A 17987-nucleotide genomic window follows, 5' to 3' on the forward strand; every position below is an offset into this window, starting at 1 on the left:
GAGATGATGATGAGTGGACAGGAAACTCCAGCTGCGGAACATTCGCTGAACAAAGTAGATAAAAATGTCAAAGTTGTTCTTCACAAATCATGCCAGTGTTATTTCAGAATAGAAACGCTTGAGCTTATTTTTATTGATGAGTCTGATGCCGCTGAGTTTGAAAAGTGTATGAGTAAACTCAGTGAATTAATAGATAAACACCATAAAGCCAGTGATGATTACTCAGACGCCTTAGAAAAGTACGGCAACGCCATGAAGGATATTGCAAACAAAAATAAGTTATCGGGCTATGAGGATGCAATCACTTCAACTGAAATAGCGCTTGAAAAAGCGACTAAGGATCTTCAGGCAGAGCTTGGTGAATTCAACGAACAATCTGGTTATAAACCTTTAATTGAGTTGATCCCCATTCAGCCTTTAAATAAAAGTATTTATGGGCGTTGCTACTCATATGTTAAACAATCCGATTATGACTCGTTTGAGAGTAAGTTCACCATTATTTCGGTTGATACTTTTAGCGGTGATGCAATTTTTAAGAAAGATGATAAAGGAAATATCATTGGAATTAATATCAGCTCGTTAAAGACGAAACTGGCATCAGTGAAAAATACCATCAAACAGATGATGGACAGTACCATGACGGTCAGCGCTGATATTAATTATGAAGCCACGCTGACTGACTGGGCTAATGCATGGAATGAACAGTGTGAGGAATACAGCAAAGAGGGGAATTATATTGATGTTTCCGCCGGGGCGCAGTTTCTGCGTTTTACCGCAAATGCCTCCACGCTGAACACCTGGAACCCGGATACCGGCGAAGTCCGGATAAAAGGGGAAACGTGTGCAGAATTAATGCTATTTACCGGGAAAGTAAATTCGACGATTTACACTCCGGATCGGGTTGGCTGGCCGCTTAGATTTACGGTCAACGACACTAACGAAGTTAATCTTGGTGTCCTGCGGGCAAGAATTGACTGTGAACTGACAGGATACGTTGGCGCATCAGCACAGGTGGAGGGTAACCTGCAGTTTGTGACGTACAACAATAAGCAGTTGCTGATGGGAAATCGCACGCCAGGTTCGCGTTTTGCCGAACGGAAAAAAGGCGTGAAGATCAAGGACAACAAAGAACAAACCCATTCCCTGGAGATTAAGGGAGAAGCATTTGGTGGAGCGAAAGCTGGAGGCAGTCTGGGGGGCGCATTACAGTGGCTGAAGCCTTTTGATTCACTGGTGGATGAACTTCCCAATATGCTGCGTACCTTTGGACTGGTGGACTCCCCCGCACAGGCACGGATTATTCTCGCGGTCCAGCAGTCAGAAAAGGAAAAAGATGCACATCTGGGAGGGTTTCAGGATTTTGCCTCTTTAAAAGTAGGGGGAAATGCTGAGTTGGGTGTAGGGCTAAGTGGTGAGTTCAGAGTCCGGTTTGTAAAGGGGCGATTCAGATTTCATATTAAAGGTGGCCTGTGTCTGGCGGTTGGAGCTGAAGGTGATGTTGAAGGGGAAATCTCACCAGAATTATTTGGTGAGTTTGCTATCTGGGTGATTTATCAGTTGTATGGGATTGATTATAAGCATTTGACGATTATCACAGAAGAGGCATTTATGGGGTTAACATATATGCTGGTGATGGGAGGCAAAGAAATATATAAAAAATATTATGATGAACTTGCTGCTGAAATTGGAAGTGTTAAACAAGATTTAATCGATTTTATCGATGAAATGTCGAATGAATTCCTTACTGCTAAAAATCAATCTACTGAGCGTAATGAACTTTCTGAGATTATTAATGCAGATCCCGGCAGTGTATATCTTTTTTCTCCTGAAGCTAAGGGGATTGCACTCTTTGTACTGACCGGAGATGGTGCATATGATCATATCGATATTAATAATCAGGGCGATGGATTTCTCCCTGATACAAATAAAAAACGCAAAACGGCAGTGTTATATATTTTATCCAGTATTCAGACTAAGCGGGAATGGAAGAAAGTGCTGACTCGAATCACTAAAGATGGCACTGTTTTTCCCGGTAATGAAGATGCAATAGTTGATTTAGCTCAGAAAAATTTAAAAATATTTCTACAGATAGGATTTAATCGGGATAAAGAACTGGAGGATATTATTGACAGGCTAAATCTACGGGATTTTGAAGAGGTAGTTAAACGCCTGAAGAGTAATCCAGCCTGGGGTTATGCGTTTTCACCAAACTGTAGTAAACAATATGCATTACATTGCGATGACAATCCATTTTATACATCGTTATGTTATTTTGAACCGGTGAATCCTCAATATAAACAAAAGTGGGAAGGGAATAAATAATGAATAAACGTGCTTTATATCTATGCAGTGTTACTCTCTTTTTACTTATCAGTGGCTGTGATAACGGAACTAAGCCAGTAAAGCATACACTGCAGGAGCAGACAGAATTACAACAGTATATAAACCGTGTTAAAGCCGATCTGGTGTATGTAAAAGGCGGTGCATTCTGGATGGGTGATTTTTGTAAAAAAATGCGCAGCGGTGGCCCTTATTGTTCACCGGAGAGAGACACCAGGCCACTTCATGAAGTGGAACTTACAGGTTATTCCATCAGTAAGTTTAAAGTAACCCATGAGGATTACAGATTTTATCTCAAAATAGCAGGTTTACCAGAGCAGCATTTTAAAAAGAAGAGTTATGATGATGTTTTTTTTGAAATGACCCATTTTAAAAATAGTCCGGCTATCGTGACCTGGACAGAAGCAAATAATTATTGCGCCTGGCTGAAAAATGAAACCGGGCTCCCTTTTTCGCTTCCAACTGAGGCTCAGTGGGAATATGCAGCACGCAGTCGTGGACAGTATATTCTGGTGGCAACGGATGATGGTGTCTGGCGGGAAAATGAAAAAACTGGTTATGGTGAAAATTATGCCACCGACGAAGATCGCCAAGCAGTTGAGGAAAAAACGGGAATTGATAGTACATCTGTTCATTTTCCTGTCGATAAATATCCACCGACTCTGTTTGGTTTGTATGGCATGGCAGAAAATGGTTATGAGTGGGTGAAGGACTGGTACGATCCTGACTACTATAACAATTCAGCTAAAAAGGACCCACAAGGTCCAGACAAACCTGTTATCAAAGATAAAGATACCGGGCAATATCGTAAGGTACTTCGAGGAGGTGAAGCACCATCACCTGGGTTCGAGGTAGGATTGACATTTTATAGAGCATACAGAATCAAGGATAATCTTTATCCTGCAGGTACTACAGTTCGTTGCGTAGTGAACTCATCTGAGTCGATAAAATGAAACAGATAATTTATCTATATAGTATTTTTTTGATTTTGCTTATTAGTGGCTGTGATAACGCTACTAAGACAGTACAGCATACACCGCAGGAACAGGCAGAATTACAGAAATATATAAACCGTGTCAAAGCTGATCTGGTGTATGTAAAAGGCGGTACATTCTGGATGGGGGATTTTTGTAAAAAAATGCGCAACGGTGGCCCTTATTGTTCGCCGGAGAAAGACACCAGGCCACTTCATGAAGTGGAACTTACAGGTTTTTCTATCAGTAAGTTTAAAGTAACCCATGAGGATTACAGATTTTATCTCAAGATAGCAGGTTTACCCGAACAGCATTTTAAAAAGAAGAGTTATGATGATGTTTTTTTTGAAATGACCCATTTTAAAAATAGTCCAGCTATCGTGACCTGGACAGAAGCAAATGATTATTGCATCTGGCTGAAAAATGAAACCGGGCTGCCTTTTTCGCTTCCAACTGAGGCTCAATGGGAATATGCAGCACGCAGTCGTGGACAGTATATTCTTGTAGCGACGGATGATGGCGTTTGGCGAGAGGATGAAAAGAGTGGTCAAGGCGAGAATTATGCTACCGATGAAGATCGGCGAGCAGTGGAAGATGCCACAGGGATTGATAGTACATCAGTTCATTTTCCAGTTGATAAATATCCACCAACCCCTCTTGGATTATACGGCATGACAGATAATGGTTGGGAATGGATGAAAGATTGGTATGATCCGGATTACTATAGAAACTCGGCTAAAAAAGATCCGCAAGGGCCTGAAAATCCCGTCGTCAAAGACGAAGACACTGGGCAATACTTGAAAGTATTACGTGGAATAAATCATCCAGAATCAGGTACTCCTGAAGGAACTACCTTTAGTCGAGCATCTAATATTATTGATAATGACTTTCCTGTCAGCACTACAGTTCGTTGCGTAATGAACTCATCTGAGCCGATAAAATGAAATGAGTAATATATTGATGCAGCCTTGTTGTGGCTTTGCTTATCCGTGGTTGTGACAATACTACTAAGACAACATATAAACCGTATTAAGAACGACCAAGCGTATATTTAATAACTGAGGTAATATGAATAGCGAGCAACCCGTATCCTTATCTGAACTAAAATTCCGGCTTCTGGAGCTGAACTACAATGCCGACATCCCATTTTCTGTGATTGAGAAAAAAGATAAGCTAATTGCTTCATGGAAAATTGTGGATGCGAAATGGATTGAGTTATTTGGCATTGGCGGACTAAAAAAACAATATGAGTTGACATTACGGTTCGATGAGGAAAAGAGCCTGGTGAGTTACCGGGAGAAATCAATCGATATAGAAACGGAGATAAACGCAGAAAGATGTGGTTTTAAAAAGGAAGTTCGGTGGGGTAGTCGTAAAGAGTTTAGTTTTGGAAAATCATGGGGGATAAAAACAGACGGCACTATTGGAGAACAGTACTCTTATAAATTCAGTACATCAGATATAAAAAATCCTGTTTTCAATGCTATTGAAAAATCCGGGTGGAAACTCAAAAAAAGTCTTGCTGATAAGTATGGAACCCGTTTGGTCTGGCTGATTTTTATTGCGGTAGTGTTACTCGTGACAGTGTATTATCTGTTCTAAGGAGAGATTATGCAGGGTGTAATTCGCATTAATGATAAAACCACTCATGGTGGCACTGTGCTTGAAGGTAGCTCCGGTGTGAAATTTATGGGGCTGGAAGTTGCCTGTCTGATGGATAAAGTCTTCTGTCCTGTTCATGGCAAAATATATATTGCAGAAGGTGATGAAGGATCGAAAATTAATGGCAAACCCATTGCTTTTCACGGTCATCGTTGCGGCTGCGGTTGCACGCTGATTTCTTCATTACCCAATGCAGGGAAACGCTGATATATGCCAGTTGATCTTAAACAGATCCCGAAGGAGGAACCATTACCCGTTCCTCCGGATAAAACCCGTTGGCTGGTCGTCATTGTTCTGTGCGTGATAGCAGGGGCGGTTCTGGTTCTTTCCTTCTGGCCTGCCGGGTTATCCACACACTCTGCCTGGTTCTGGTTTTGTACGCTTATCATGCCTTTTTTGACTGGTCTGTCAGGTTTTATTATCCGCAGGCGGAGTTATGAGAATGAGCGCGATCGTGTGCTGTGGTGGAACCATTTACACCGGGAGCAATATGAAGAACGGATATTACTGGGACGGCAGGCTGTTGGTGTTCTGGGGATGAGTTACATCACGCCGGTTGCCAGCAATAAACTTGCCGCAGCGCTTTTACAGGGAGGAAATGCGCGCCAGACACAATATTCCCCGGACCTCCAGTCTGTGTTGACTACGGCCTCACTCTCTCCGCCATTAAAAACATTCAGTAAAACAGGGTATCGGTCACGGTTGGAATCGAAGCTGACCAGCGTCATCTGGCAACTGCATACCGAGCTGGCGCAGTTCACCGGTAAACTCTCTGTTCGTCTTCACCATGATGGCACACTGGAACATGAGCAGATTATCATGGCCTGGCAGGCTGTTTTTCCTTCGTCATATTCTGTCAGTGACGTCAGTGCCAGTACTGAAAATGACGGCCTGTTGTGGATTGATGAATGGCTCGACCAGCAGGATGAAACGCTGTTTCTCTGTGTAGAAATCAACTTATTTTTGCAGGCCCGTGACCAGCAGACTGAATCTGTATCTGCTCTTTTGCTGGCCTCTTCTGCGTGGCTGGAGCGCCAGCATGTAAAACCGCAAATGTGGATACACCGCCCGGTTGTGTTAAAGGACGCGGATGAATCGGTCGCAGATGTGGCTTGCTGGGGAGATATCACACCCGGATTGCCCTGGTATTTCTGGCGTACGCAGGTAAAAAGCGATGCGCTGGCAACTGTTCTTCAGGCGATGGATAAATCAGGACACATATCCGCAAGAAAAGGAGAACAAGTTCTGGATGACTCTCTTGGCATGCCAGGGGCTGCGGTGGGCAATATCACCCTGATTTGTGCCTGTGAACATGCGGTTGCTTCAGGGCTGGCTCAGTGGCTACTTGTTGGCGATAAAACCACGCAAATGGCTGTTGTCCGTCCGGCATAATGTTACGCAAAGGATAGTGATGTGAAAAAGAAAAAACGCCTCAGTACATGGTTAATTATCCTGCTGATTGCGGCTGTGGGCGGGTTCCTCATCTGGGCTGAAAATCCCCTCGTTCAACTGCGTACTACAGAGAAAAAACAGACAGTATCGCTGGCAGTGGTCGGGTTTTGCCTGTTTATTCTGCTCTGTGATGATTTATTTTTCCGGTTGTGGCAGTGGCTCATCTCACTGAATTTTATCCGGCAACTTCGTGAATTATCGGATACAGGTCATCAACAGGAAGAAGCAAAGCGTGCAGATAAAGAAAAACACAGCGAAACGCTCAAAAATATACGCCTGTATCTTCGCCATACATACGGTTGTCGCTGGCGCCGCAAGCTCCGCATCCTGTTGATAACCGGCAGCGCTTCAGACGTCGAACAGCTCACCCCAAAACTCACGCAGGAACTCTGGCAGGAAGACCAGGGGACGCTGCTGCTGTGGGGCGGTGACCCGGCAGCACCGGCGGATGCCGACTGGCTTACTGCGCTGCGTAAACTGCGCCACCGCCCGGCGGATGGCATGGTGTGGGTGACCTCCGCGTTTGACCGCCTCGCGGGTTCAGATGCTGAACCGGCAGCACCACTGACTCCTGAATCCATAGACGCCCTGGCTCACGCCCTGAAGGGGCGCTATGACGCGCTGGGCTGGAAACTGCCGCTGTATGTCTGGTCGCTGCATCCGCGAGCCGGAGAGCAGCAGGGGCGGATTACCCAGCCGGTGGGGTGCCAGCTGTCAGCGGCCTGCAAACCTGAAGCCCTGGCCCGCCAGCTAAGCGACCTGATACCGGCCCTCACCGCGCAGGGTATTCAGCAGATTTGCGATAAACCACAGCAGGGTTTTTTACTCGCCCTGGTCGACCAGCTGACCCGCGAGCCGGAAACGCTGACCGGCCCCTTATCGGTATTGCTCAACCCGTATCGCCCTCTGCCGCTGGCCGGTGTGGTGTTCAGTCCGGTCACGGTCGGCGGCGTGCGCAGCGTTGCTCATCACTGGGGCAAAGACAACCGCTGGGATGTCATCCCGGCGTCGGCACAGGCCTTACCGGCAGGTCTTCGCCCGCGTAAACCCGGCGTCAGCTGGACGCAGATGGCGGGCGTGAGCGTAGCGGCGCTGATGGTGCTCTGGGGCGTATCCATGGCCGTCTCCTTTGTCGCCAACCGACACATGGTGGCGACGGCGCAGGAGCAGGTCCGGCAGGCCGTTGCAGAGAAGCAGCCGCTGACCGCGCGTCTTCACGCCCTGTCTGAGCTGCAGAAAATCCTTGCCCGCTTGCAGTACCGCGCGCAACACAGCGTGCCCTGGTACGCGCGCGGCGGCTTAAGCCAGAACGATGCCCTGCTGGCGGCGCTGTTTCCGCGCTATGGCGAAAGTGCCCTGCCGCTGCTGCGCAATGCGGCGGCGGAACACCTTACAAAACAGCTACAGGCGTTTGTACAGCTGCCACCGGACAGCCCGTTACGTGAGCGCATGGCAAAACCGGTTTACGACCGGCTCAGACTGTATCTGATGCTCTCGCGGCCGGAGAAAATGGATGCGGCCTGGTTTTCCACCACACTGATGCGCGACTGGCCGCAGCGTACTGGGGTGGCAAACGGCGTCTGGCAGGGCAGCGGCCCGGCACTGTATGCCTTTTATGCCGCGAGCCTGACGTCACACCCGCAGTGGCGTCTTCATGCTGACGATATGCTGGTCAGTCAGACGCGAACCCTGCTGGTTCGCCAGATGGGCGTACGCAACAGCGAATCCACCCTATACCAGAAAATGCTCGCACAGGTGGCGAACCAGTATGCCGATATGCGCCTGGCGGACATGACCGGCGATACCGACACCCCGCGCCTGTTCACCACGGATGAAATCGTGCCGGGGATGTTCACCCGTCAGGCGTGGGAGGAGGCGGTACAGCCTGCCATTGATAAGGTGGTGAATGAACGTCGCGAGGAGATGGACTGGGTGCTGAGCGACAGCAGGCAGCCCGCCACGCAGCAGACCTCGCCGGAAGCCCTGAAGCAGCGGCTTACCGTGCGTTACTTTGCCGATTTCAGTACCGCCTGGCTCGATTTTCTCAACAGCCTGCGCTGGCAACGGGCGGTGACCCTGTCCGACGCCATTGACCAGCTCACCCTGATGGCGGATGTGCGCCAGTCGCCGCTGGTGGCGCTGATGAACACCCTGAATATCCAGGGGCGTACCGGTGAAACCGGCGAGGCGATATCCGATTCGCTGGTGAAATCGGCGAAAAACCTGCTCGGTGGTGATAAACAGCCGGTCATTGACCAGAGCGGCGGCCCGCGCGGCCCGCTGGAGGCGACTTTTGGCCCGGTACTGACGCTGATGAACGGCCAGCAAAAAGGTGGCGGAAATACCGACCTGAGCCTGCAGACGTTTCTGACGCGCGTCACCCAGGTGCGCCTGCGGCTGCAGCAGGTGACCAACGCCGCTGACCCGCAGGCGATGACCCAGGCACTGGCACAGACGGTGTTTCAGGGCAAGGCGGTGGATTTAACCGAGACACGAGACTACGGCAGCCTGGTGGCGGCGGGGCTCGGGCAGGAGTGGAGCGGTTTCGGGCAGACGGTGTTTGTGCGGCCCATGGAGCAGGCGTGGCAGCAGGTGCTGCAGCCCGCCGCCGAAAGCCTGAATGCGCAGTGGCAGACCGCCGTGGTGGATGACTGGAACAGCGCCTTTGGCGGGCGGTATCCGTTTAAGGACGTCAGCAGCGAGGTCTCCCTGCCGTTGCTGGCCAGATACCTCAATGCCGATTCCGGGCGCATCACCCGTTTTCTGCAGACCCGTCTTAACGGCGTGCTGCACAGGGAGGGGAGCCACTGGGTGCCGGACAGCATCAACGCCCAGGGGCTGACCTTTAATCCGGCCTTCCTGAAGGCGGTCGATACCCTGAGTCACCTCTCCGATGTGGTGTTCACCCGCGGGGAGGCGGGGCTGTCCTTTGAACTGCGTCCGGGTACGGCGGATGGCATCATGGAGACCCGGCTGGTTATCGACAGCCAGAAGCTGACTTATATGAACCAGATGCCCGCCTGGAAGCGTTTTACCTGGCCTGCGGACACCGAAGCGCCGGGGGCGGCATTAAGCTGGATAAGCACCCAGGCCGGCACCCGGCAGTATGCGGACATGTCCGGGGCGTGGGGCTGGATACGGCTGCTGGACAAGGCGTCAGTCAGCGCTTATCCCGGCACAGGCAGCAGTTACAGCCTCACGTGGCAGGCGCAGGATGGTAGACCGCTGAACTACACCCTGCGCACCGAGGCGGGAGAGGGCCCGCTGGCCCTGCTGAAGCTGCGAAACTTCAGCCTGCCGTTGCAGATATTCACTGTTAGCGAACCTGCCGCTGACGCCCTGGCTGATGACACTGACACCGGAGAGGAAACGTACTGATGGCATCCGTTCATACCTTAATTGCAGCCTGCCAGGCCGCGCCGGGAACGCTGGCGGAACAGGCACAACGGCGTCTGTCCCTGTGGGAGAACTGGCTGCAGCCTGTCTCTGATGCCAGCCCCAGCGGCGATGACCCCGGCTACGACGATGATTTTCAGCAGGTGCGCGAGGAGGTCAGCAAACTTTCCGGGGCAGATACCGACCTGATTTGTACCCTGGCGGAAAAACTGCTGACCACCACCACAAAAGATATTCGTGTCGTCACGTATTACGCCTGGGCGCGACTGCACCGGGATGGCGAAGCGGGACTGGCGGACGGACTGGAGTTGCTGGCTGGTTTAATGCAGCGCTTTAACACACAGTTGCACCCGCAACGTGAACGCAGCCGACAGGGGGCGCTGGAGTGGCTCGCCAGTACCAGAATGCTCGACAGCCTGTCCCTGTACCCGGAGGTCAGCAACGCCGATACCCTGCGCATTGCCGGTGCCCTGTGGCTTACGGAACAGGCGGCGGAAGGGGCCATCCCCGGTGCGCTGTATCAGGCGCTGGAAACCCGGTTGCAGAAATCCGGCGGTCCGGATGCGGTGGTGCCGCAGAATGCCAGCGATACGGGTTACGCAGCCACTTCACAGGTCAGCGTCCCGTCGCTGGCGGGCATCACTTCAGGCCAGGAGTTACTCTCACAGGCACGAGTCCTGGCGGACTACCTGAGAAACCAGCCGGACGGCTGGCTATCCGCCCACCGGCTGATAAAGAACCTGCGTCACGACACCCTGCGCCAGCTGCCGCCGCTTCTGGCCGACGGCAAAACCCGTATCGAGCCGCCAAAACCGGACCAGCGCGCACTGCTGAAACGGCTGTACCTGCAGCAGAGCTGGCGCGAACTGATGGAAGAGGCGGACAGCCTGCTGTCGCGCGGTGCGAACCATCTCTGGCTGGACGTACAGTGGTATCTGCACCAGGCGCTGCTGAAATCCGGGCGGGAGCACGAGGCGGCGATTATCCAGGCCGACCTGAAAGGACTGCTCTCGCGCCTGACAGGGCTGGAGACGCTGGCGTTTAACGACGGCACGCCGTTCGCCGATGAAGTGACGCTGAACTGGATACAGCAGCAGGTGATGGACAGCGGTGGGCGCTGGCAGGAAGACACCTCCGTGACAGCGACGACCGCTTCCGGGGATAACGATATCCTGCAACTGGAGAGCGAAGCGCTGGCGATTGCTGACAGCGACGGCCCCGATGCTGCGCTGGCGTGGCTGCAGAATCGTCCCGGTATCACCACGGCACGCAGCCGCTTGCTGCTGCGCCTGCTGATGGCGAGAGTGGCCGAGCAGACCGGTAAAAATGAGCTGGCGCTGCATCTGCTGGGCGAGCTGGACGGTCGTGCTGCCGCCATCACGCTCACGCAGTGGGAGCCGGAACTGTCCTTTGAAATTAAAGCCCGTCGGCTGAAGCTGCTGCGGATGAAGGCCGGACGTAATGATACCGATAAAACCCGTCTGAGTCCGGAGATGGAACATCTGCTGGCGGGGCTGATTGCGATTGACGCTGCCAGAGCGGCCGTATTGTGCGGATAATTAAACAAACGTAACAAAAACTCTTTATCAGGGATATACAGCAATCATGCATTTGCTTAAGAAAATAATATTGTCGGTTATATTTATTCATCTTTCAGGCTGTACAGCAATTCTTTGGGGAGGGAACAGTGTTATTGAAACAAAGAAAAAAGAGCGTACTTTAATTTCAGACGAAGTTACAGCTGCATTTTATTATGAAAATCTCGCTGCATCAGCTATTCAGGGAAAGACTCAGGTCAGGGTGGATATACCTCAGAATGGTGTCGCTTTCCAGGGTGAAAAAAACATCTATATATTAACGAAAGGCGCAAAAGAGTTACTTGCGCTGGATAAATTATCCACACAGGTAACGCTGGTTAGCGGTTTTGAGAAATTTGATGGTTTAAGGCTAAAGCTGGCCGTGCCACGTGAAAATGATGTTGTCATGCAGTTTTCCGATACACTTGTACTGCAGGTTAATGAAAACGACAACAACCTTACCGCGCAGGATATTGATGACCTTGAAAATACGGGGTTCTGGAATAATGGTGTAAGGTATGTTAAGCAAATGCATCTGGAAGGGGTAATTATTCCCAGGGATAAAAACGACAGTTTGTTTAATAAGAGCGAGAAGCTGGTTAAAAAACATAATGTGGAATTCTATTCTACAGAAGACTCGACTCACTTTCATCCTCTGCGACTGGCAACTAAAATCGTGTTAACCCCCTTCACGGCCGTTGCGGATATTGTATTTTTCCCAATATCACTGCGTGTATTAGGGCTCATTACCCATCCTCCTGTACATTAATGACCGGAAAATTATGGAAGATTTAACCCTGCGTTATTTTGACGCTGAAATGCGCTACCTGCGCGAGGCGGCGAAAGAGTTCGCGCAGACCCACCCCGACCGGGCGGCAATGCTCGACCTCGACAAAGCCGGAACACCTGACCCGTATGTCGAACGGCTGTTTGAGGGCTTTGCCTTCTCCATGGGACGCCTGCGCGAAAAGATAGACGACGACCTGCCGGAACTGACTGAAAGTCTGGTCAGCATGCTGTGGCCGCACTACCTGCGTACCATCCCGTCCCTGTCGGTGGTGGCACTGTCGCCGGATGTGCCGGCTATGAAAATGGCGGAAACGTTGTCCGCCGGGCTGGAAATCAGCTCCCGCCCGGTCGGTCCTAAAAACACCGTCTGCCGCTACCGCACCACCCGGGATGTGACGCTGGATCCGCTGGCGGTGGAGAAGGTCACCATGTCCACTGAGCCGGACGGGCGTTCGCTCCTGCGGGTGCGTTTTGCCTGCAGCACGCAGGCGGACTGGCCGCAGACTGACCTCCGGCATCTGCCGCTGTACCTGGGCGAAGATATGGTGATGGGTTGCAGCCTGCACCTGTGGCTGACAAAACGTCAGGCGGCGCTGTATATCCGTCTGCCGGGGCAGACGGAGCGGACAGCACTGGACGGCTACTTCTCGCCGGGAGGCTTTGCTGAGGAAGACCGGCTGTGGCCGAAGGGGGAAAGCGCCTTCAGCGGCTATCAGCTGCTGCTGGAGTATTTCACCTTCCGCGAAAAGTTTATGTTCGTCCATCTTAACGGGCTGGAAAACATCACCCTTCCGGCGGGGACGGCGTATTTCGATATCGAGGTGGTGTTCAGCAAGGTATGGCAGAGTGATTTACCTGTAACAGACAGCAGCCTGCGCCTGCACTGCGTGCCGGTCATTAACCTGTTCACCCTGGAGGCTGACCCGCTGACCATCAGCGGGCTGGAGAGCGAATACCTGCTGCGCCCGAAACGTCTGCAGGACGGGCATACCGAAATTTATTCGGTGGACAGCGTGACCGGCTCCGGGCGGACCGGGGAGGCGCGCTATGTGCCGTTCACCAGCTTTCGCCATCAGGGCGGGATGCTGCGCCGTCATGCGCCGGAGCGCTACTACCACACCCGCGTGAAGCGGGGCGTCACCGGGATGCACGATACCTGGCTGATACTGGGCGGCCGGCAGTGGGAAGCTGACAGGGAAATGGCGCGGGAAACCGTCTCGCTGCGTATCACCGGCACCAACGGCCAGCTGCCGCGCCGGGCGCTACAGAGCACGCTGCTGGACCGCTGCGAGCCGGTGTCTGAAACCCCGCTAACCGTGCGCAATTTGTGCAAGCCGACGCTGCCCGCGTACCCGCCTGCGGAAGACCGTTTCCACTGGCGGGTGATGAGCCATCTGGGCACCCGTTTTCTCAATATGATGAGCAGCGCGGAGGTCCTGCGCGGCACGCTCTCACTCTATAACTGGCGGAACGACGAGCTGAACAACCGTCGCCTCGATGCCATTCTGGATGTCAGACACCACCGCATTCAGCGCTTTGAGGACGGTTTTTTGCTGCGCGGGCTGGATGTGGAGGTGACGCTCGACAGCCACGGCTTTACCGGAGAGGGCGATGTTCATCTGTTTGGCGAGCTGCTCAACCGCTTTTTCGCGCTGTATGCCGACATGAATCAGTTTAACCAGCTCACGCTGATTGTTCAGCCAGAAGGGAAATCTATCCGGTGGAAAGAGAATCACAGTCCGCGCCTGCCCGGCTGATGACGCAGGTACGGTACCAGTTGCCGTACATGAATTTTTACCGCTTCTGTCAGTTGCTGGAACAGAGCCAGCCGGGGATGCCGGTACCCGGCAGCGACTGGCGGATGCGGCAGGAGCCGGTGCGTTTCCGTCCGCATCCGGGGATGGGTTTCCCGGCCGGTGAAATCCGGGGGATGGAAGACCCGGAACATCCGCATCTGCCGCCGTCGGTGCGCGTCACCTTTATGGGGCTGTACGGCGTGGAGTCGCCGCTGCCGACACACTACACCGACGATATTGCGCAGCGGCGGGAAGGGCACGACGCGACGCAGGATTTTCTGGATATCTTCAGCCACCGGCTGATTACCCAGTATTACCGCATCTGGCGTAAGTATTCGTACCCGGCAACCTTTCAGGCCGGAGGCACTGACAACACGTCACAATATCTGCTGGGGCTGGCGGGGCTGGGGATACCCGGCTGCGCCAGGACCGCTGGTACGCCGCTGTCGCGTTTTCTGGCGCTGCTGCCGGTGATGATGCTGCCGGGACGTCCGGCGGAGGGGATGGGGGCGCTGGTGCAACTGCTGGCCCCGGATACGCGCACGCAGGTGTATCACCACGACCCCTGCCGTATCCCGCTGAAGCAGCCGGTTGCGATGAGCGCATGTCAGCCGGTCAGCCTGAAACACCGTCCGGTGATGGGCACGCACGCCACGGATGTGAACGGTCAGGTGCTGTTGCTTCTTTCCACCGACAATCCGGAAGAGGTCCGGGGCTGGCTGCCGGGTGGCGACCTGCACGCCGACCTGATGGCGCTGCTGCACGTGTGGCTGGGCGCGCACCTGGATGTGCGAATGCAGCTATGTGTTGCCCGGCATTTGCTGCCGGATGCGCGGCTGTCCTGCAGTGCGGAACAGACCGCGCAGGTCGGGCGCACGGCGGTGCTGCGCCCCCTGGCTTCACTACAGAACAGAAACAACATTATCACCATTCACCTGGGACGCTTTCAGCGCGTCCGGGAAAACATTCAGCGAAGGAAGAACGATGAAGATGGCGATTACCGCTGGTAAGGCTCTGGCACTCACTCTGGCGACCCTGGTAACCGGCTGCGGCCTGACGCAGAAAGTAACGGACGGCACCGTTGCCGTCACGAAGTCCATTTTTTACAGACAGGTGAAAACCCTGCACCTGGATATTCAGGCGCGCGAAGGGGTGAACAACAACGTGAAGGGGGCGTCGCTGGCGACGGTGGTGCGTATTTACCAGCTTAAAGAGCGTAAGGCTTTTGACAGCACGGATTATCCGTCACTGTTCGCCAGTGACAGTCAGGCCATTAAAGCCGACCTGGTGGCGGAAAAGGATATCCGCCTGCGCCCTGGCGAATCGGTGACGCTGGATATGCCGATGGAAGAGAGTGCGCAGGTTGTGGCGGTGGCGGGGATGTTCATGTCACCGGACCAGGTCAATGATACCTGGCGTATTACCCTGACCCGTGACGACCTTGACCCGGACAAGGCACGGGTTATTGAAGTCAGTAATAACCGCCTGACGCTGAAACCGCTGGAGGGAGAATGATGCCGCGTCCGTCCCTGTATGACACCCTTTACGGCAACTTCTCCGGCGGGCTTGACCTGCACAGCGTCAGCGAGGAGAACCAGCTGATTATGTCGGTGCTGGATAACATGCAGCGTATCCTCAACTGCCGCGCCGGTACGCTGGCTCACCTGCCGGACTACGGCCTGCCGGATATGACAAAAATTCTTCAGGGGATGCCCGGCACCGCGCACCAGCTGATTAACACCCTGTCGGCCGTGCTGCTGAAATACGAGCCACGCCTGAGCAAAATCACGGTGGTGATGCTGGAGCAGATACAGCCCGGCGAACTGCGCTACGCCATCGACGCGGAGCTGAAGGGCGTCGGGCTGGTGCGCTACGGCACTGAATTTATGCCCGAAGGCAGGGTGTTAATCCGCCACCTGAAACAGCAACAGTATCTTGATACCCGCGCCGCACTCTGATTTTTATTCAGGCTGAAACCATCATGACGACACAATCCGAATGCCACCTCAAAACCGGCGGCGACCCGCGCACGCTTGCGGATTACGCCGCCCTGCGTGACGAAATGAACAAGCTCACCCACCCGGCGCGCCCGGACGTCAACTGGCAGCAGGCTGAAAAGCTCTGTCTGTCGCTGTTTGAGCACAACGGAGTGGAGCTGCAGACCGCCGCCTGGTATACGCTCGTCCGCACGCATCTGGCCGGGCTGCATGGCATGAACGAGGGGCTGGCGATACTGGACGTGCTCCTCTCCCGCGAGTGGGGCAATATCTGGCCGCAGGCTGTGCATGCCCGGATGGACATTCTCAGCGCGCTCAGCAGACGGGTACAACAGACGATGCGCACCCTGACGCTGACGTCTGCCGACCTCAGCCAGCTGTACCAGGGGGAAGCACACCTGACGGCGCTGGGCGACGTCCTGCAGCGTCTGGAGTTAAGGCATGCCAGCCAGCTTGATGCCCTGCGCACTCAGGTGCACAACGCGGCGGTGCGGCTGGAAAACAGCGATACTGCGCGCGTCAGCCTGCCCGGTGAAGTCCTTACCGCAACCCGACCCGGTGAAGAGTATGTGAAACGGGTGTATGTCGTGCAGCCAGAGCCACCGGCAACGTTACCGGCCGTGACACAACACGCTGCCCGGCCCCTGAAGCCGTTTGCCGCCGGAATGGCGACCATGCTGGTGATTGCCAGCTTGGTGGCATGGGGATGGCAGGTGATGCACCGGCCGGACCCGGTGCAGGTGCAGTTTGCCGCCACGCTTGCCCCGTTGCCCGCCGCTCTGTCTGTCAGACAGTTACAGTCGCTGCGGCATACGCTGCCGTCAGCGGAAACGGGGCTGAAACAGACGCAACAGCAGCTGGCGAGGATTACGCAGTCGTCACCGGACCGGGCAATCCGCTACGGCGACAGCCTGGTGCAGCAGGCGCTGACTCTGTGGCCGGAAGAGGCGAAACCGCTGGCACAACAGTGGCAGCAGCAGCTGGCCGCCGCCGCGCTCCCGCCCGAAAACCTCAGCGGCTGGCATCAGGGAATGACACAGCTGCAGCAACTGGCGAACCGGCTTAACGCGCTGGATGAGCAGCGGGGGAGGTACATGACGGTCAGCGAGCTGAAATCAGCGGTGTTTACCATGATGCAGTCATTCAACAGTGCCGTGCCAGCAGAGGAACAACTGCGGCAGCTGTCAGAACTGCCACAGAACCAGCCCTGGCCTGCCGCGCAGCAGAGCCAGACGGAGCAGCACCTGCAGCAGCTGACGGCCCGCTATGCACTTCTGAAGCAAAAAACGGCGCAATAAACCGGGTAAACTCAGGTGCCATTTTTCCCCCCTGATTAAGACTGCCATACGGAACTGTACCTGATGAACCCTTCCCGCTACCGTAACCACCGGTCCCCCTGGACCCTGCATGAACTGGCCTTTGTGGAAAAACACTACGGCAGTATGGCGACCGCGGCGATAGCGCAGCGGCTCGGGCGCACGCCTGCCTCGGTCAGGGCGGCGGCGCATTCGATGGGCTGTTCATCAGGAAATAAAACCTACGCGCCCTGGAGCGAGGAGGAAAAGGAGATTGTCCGCACCGGCTACGCCAGGGGGGCGGACCATGTGCTGTCGCTCCTGCCGGGCCGCAGCCGCCAGACGGTCCGGTGGATGGCAAACAGGCTGGGCGTGGTGAGCGCCCGGAGCTGGAGCCCGGAAGAGGAGGCCATTCTGGCGGCACGCTATCCGGAGCAGGGCGTTACGGTGGCAGACCGCCTGCCGGGACGCACGCCGGAGGCGGTGAAATTAAAGGCCTGCGACATGGGTATCCGGTACCTGGGGGGCGAAAGCGCCGGGCAGAAAATATGGAGTGAGGAAGAGCAGCAGCTCCTGGCCAGAAACGACCACCTGAAATTGCCGGAACTGCTGAAACTCTTTCCGCACCGGAGCCGTCAGTCGGTAAAGAAGGCGAGGGAGCGGCTGAGAAAAAGAAAGAAACTGGCCGGGCAGCGCCTGTCGCGCTGAG

General features: G+C 54.1%; 15 protein-coding genes. All 15 read left to right on the forward strand.

The features are described from left to right. The first annotated feature begins 9 nt into the window (after window positions 1-9). The 15 genes from IM304_RS08025 to IM304_RS08095 all read left to right on the forward strand — a co-directional run bounded on the left by IM304_RS08025 (window position 10) and on the right by IM304_RS08095 (window position 17986). Window positions 10-2322 (forward strand): hypothetical protein, encoded by a 2313-nt coding sequence (locus IM304_RS08025; RefSeq protein ID WP_193355812.1) that lies wholly within the window; start codon window positions 10-12, stop codon window positions 2320-2322. Beyond that, window positions 2322-3293, forward strand: a complete 972-nt coding sequence (locus IM304_RS08030; RefSeq protein ID WP_193361509.1) for an SUMF1/EgtB/PvdO family nonheme iron enzyme — start codon at window positions 2322-2324, stop codon at window positions 3291-3293. Before IM304_RS08025 ends, IM304_RS08030 begins: the two co-directional genes overlap by 1 nt. Beyond that, complete coding sequence (locus tag IM304_RS08035) at window positions 3290-4258, forward strand: SUMF1/EgtB/PvdO family nonheme iron enzyme (protein WP_193361510.1); 969 nt, start codon at window positions 3290-3292, stop codon at window positions 4256-4258. Before IM304_RS08030 ends, IM304_RS08035 begins: the two co-directional genes overlap by 4 nt. Before the next feature lie 124 nt (window positions 4259-4382). Further along, window positions 4383-4916 carry a hypothetical protein gene (locus IM304_RS08040; RefSeq protein WP_193354714.1) on the forward strand — a complete coding sequence of 178 codons (534 nt, stop codon included), beginning with the start codon at window positions 4383-4385 and terminating at the stop codon, window positions 4914-4916. 9 nt (window positions 4917-4925) lie between these two features. After that, on the forward strand, window positions 4926-5183 hold the full coding sequence (locus IM304_RS08045; protein ID WP_193354713.1) for a PAAR domain-containing protein: 258 nt from the start codon (window positions 4926-4928) through the stop codon (window positions 5181-5183). A 3-nt stretch (window positions 5184-5186) separates the two neighbouring features. After that, on the forward strand, window positions 5187-6368 hold the full coding sequence (locus IM304_RS08050) for a hypothetical protein (protein WP_193354712.1): 1182 nt from the start codon (window positions 5187-5189) through the stop codon (window positions 6366-6368). Between the two features lie 21 nt (window positions 6369-6389). After that, window positions 6390-9806: an ImcF-related family protein gene (locus tag IM304_RS08055; RefSeq protein ID WP_193354711.1), complete on the forward strand. Its 3417-nt coding sequence runs from the start codon at window positions 6390-6392 to the stop codon at window positions 9804-9806. After that, on the forward strand, window positions 9806-11383 hold the full coding sequence (gene tssA / locus IM304_RS08060; protein WP_193354710.1) for a type VI secretion system protein TssA: 1578 nt from the start codon (window positions 9806-9808) through the stop codon (window positions 11381-11383). The genes IM304_RS08055 and tssA overlap by 1 nt, the downstream gene beginning before the upstream one ends. 46 nt (window positions 11384-11429) lie before the next feature. Next, the gene (locus tag IM304_RS08065) at window positions 11430-12170 is read left to right on the forward strand and encodes a hypothetical protein (RefSeq protein ID WP_193354709.1); all 741 of its coding nucleotides are present in this window, start codon (window positions 11430-11432) and stop codon (window positions 12168-12170) included. Between the two features lie 13 nt (window positions 12171-12183). Then, entirely contained in the window at window positions 12184-13947 is a 1764-nt protein-coding gene (tssF, locus tag IM304_RS08070; RefSeq protein WP_193354708.1) for a type VI secretion system baseplate subunit TssF, read from the forward strand. Then, entirely contained in the window at window positions 13947-14996 is a 1050-nt protein-coding gene (gene tssG, locus IM304_RS08075; protein ID WP_193354726.1) for a type VI secretion system baseplate subunit TssG, read from the forward strand. The genes tssF and tssG overlap by 1 nt, the downstream gene beginning before the upstream one ends. Beyond that, a complete protein-coding gene (gene tssJ, locus IM304_RS08080) occupies window positions 14977-15501 on the forward strand; it encodes a type VI secretion system lipoprotein TssJ (protein WP_193354727.1) in 525 nt (174 codons plus the stop codon). Before tssG ends, tssJ begins: the two co-directional genes overlap by 20 nt. Continuing rightward, on the forward strand, window positions 15501-15944 hold the full coding sequence (gene tssE, locus IM304_RS08085) for a type VI secretion system baseplate subunit TssE (RefSeq protein WP_193354725.1): 444 nt from the start codon (window positions 15501-15503) through the stop codon (window positions 15942-15944). Before tssJ ends, tssE begins: the two co-directional genes overlap by 1 nt. Window positions 15945-15967: 23 nt before the next feature. Further along, entirely contained in the window at window positions 15968-17281 is a 1314-nt protein-coding gene (locus IM304_RS08090) for a VasL domain-containing protein (protein WP_193354707.1), read from the forward strand. A gap of 63 nt (window positions 17282-17344) precedes the next feature. Beyond that, on the forward strand, window positions 17345-17986 hold the full coding sequence (locus IM304_RS08095) for an SANT/Myb-like DNA-binding domain-containing protein (protein ID WP_193354706.1): 642 nt from the start codon (window positions 17345-17347) through the stop codon (window positions 17984-17986). Window position 17987: the final 1 nt, after the last annotated feature.

The sequence above is a fragment of the Enterobacter cloacae complex sp. P40C2 genome, from assembly GCF_014930695.1.
GTDB classification, from domain to species: Bacteria; Pseudomonadota; Gammaproteobacteria; order Enterobacterales; family Enterobacteriaceae; genus Enterobacter; species Enterobacter pasteurii.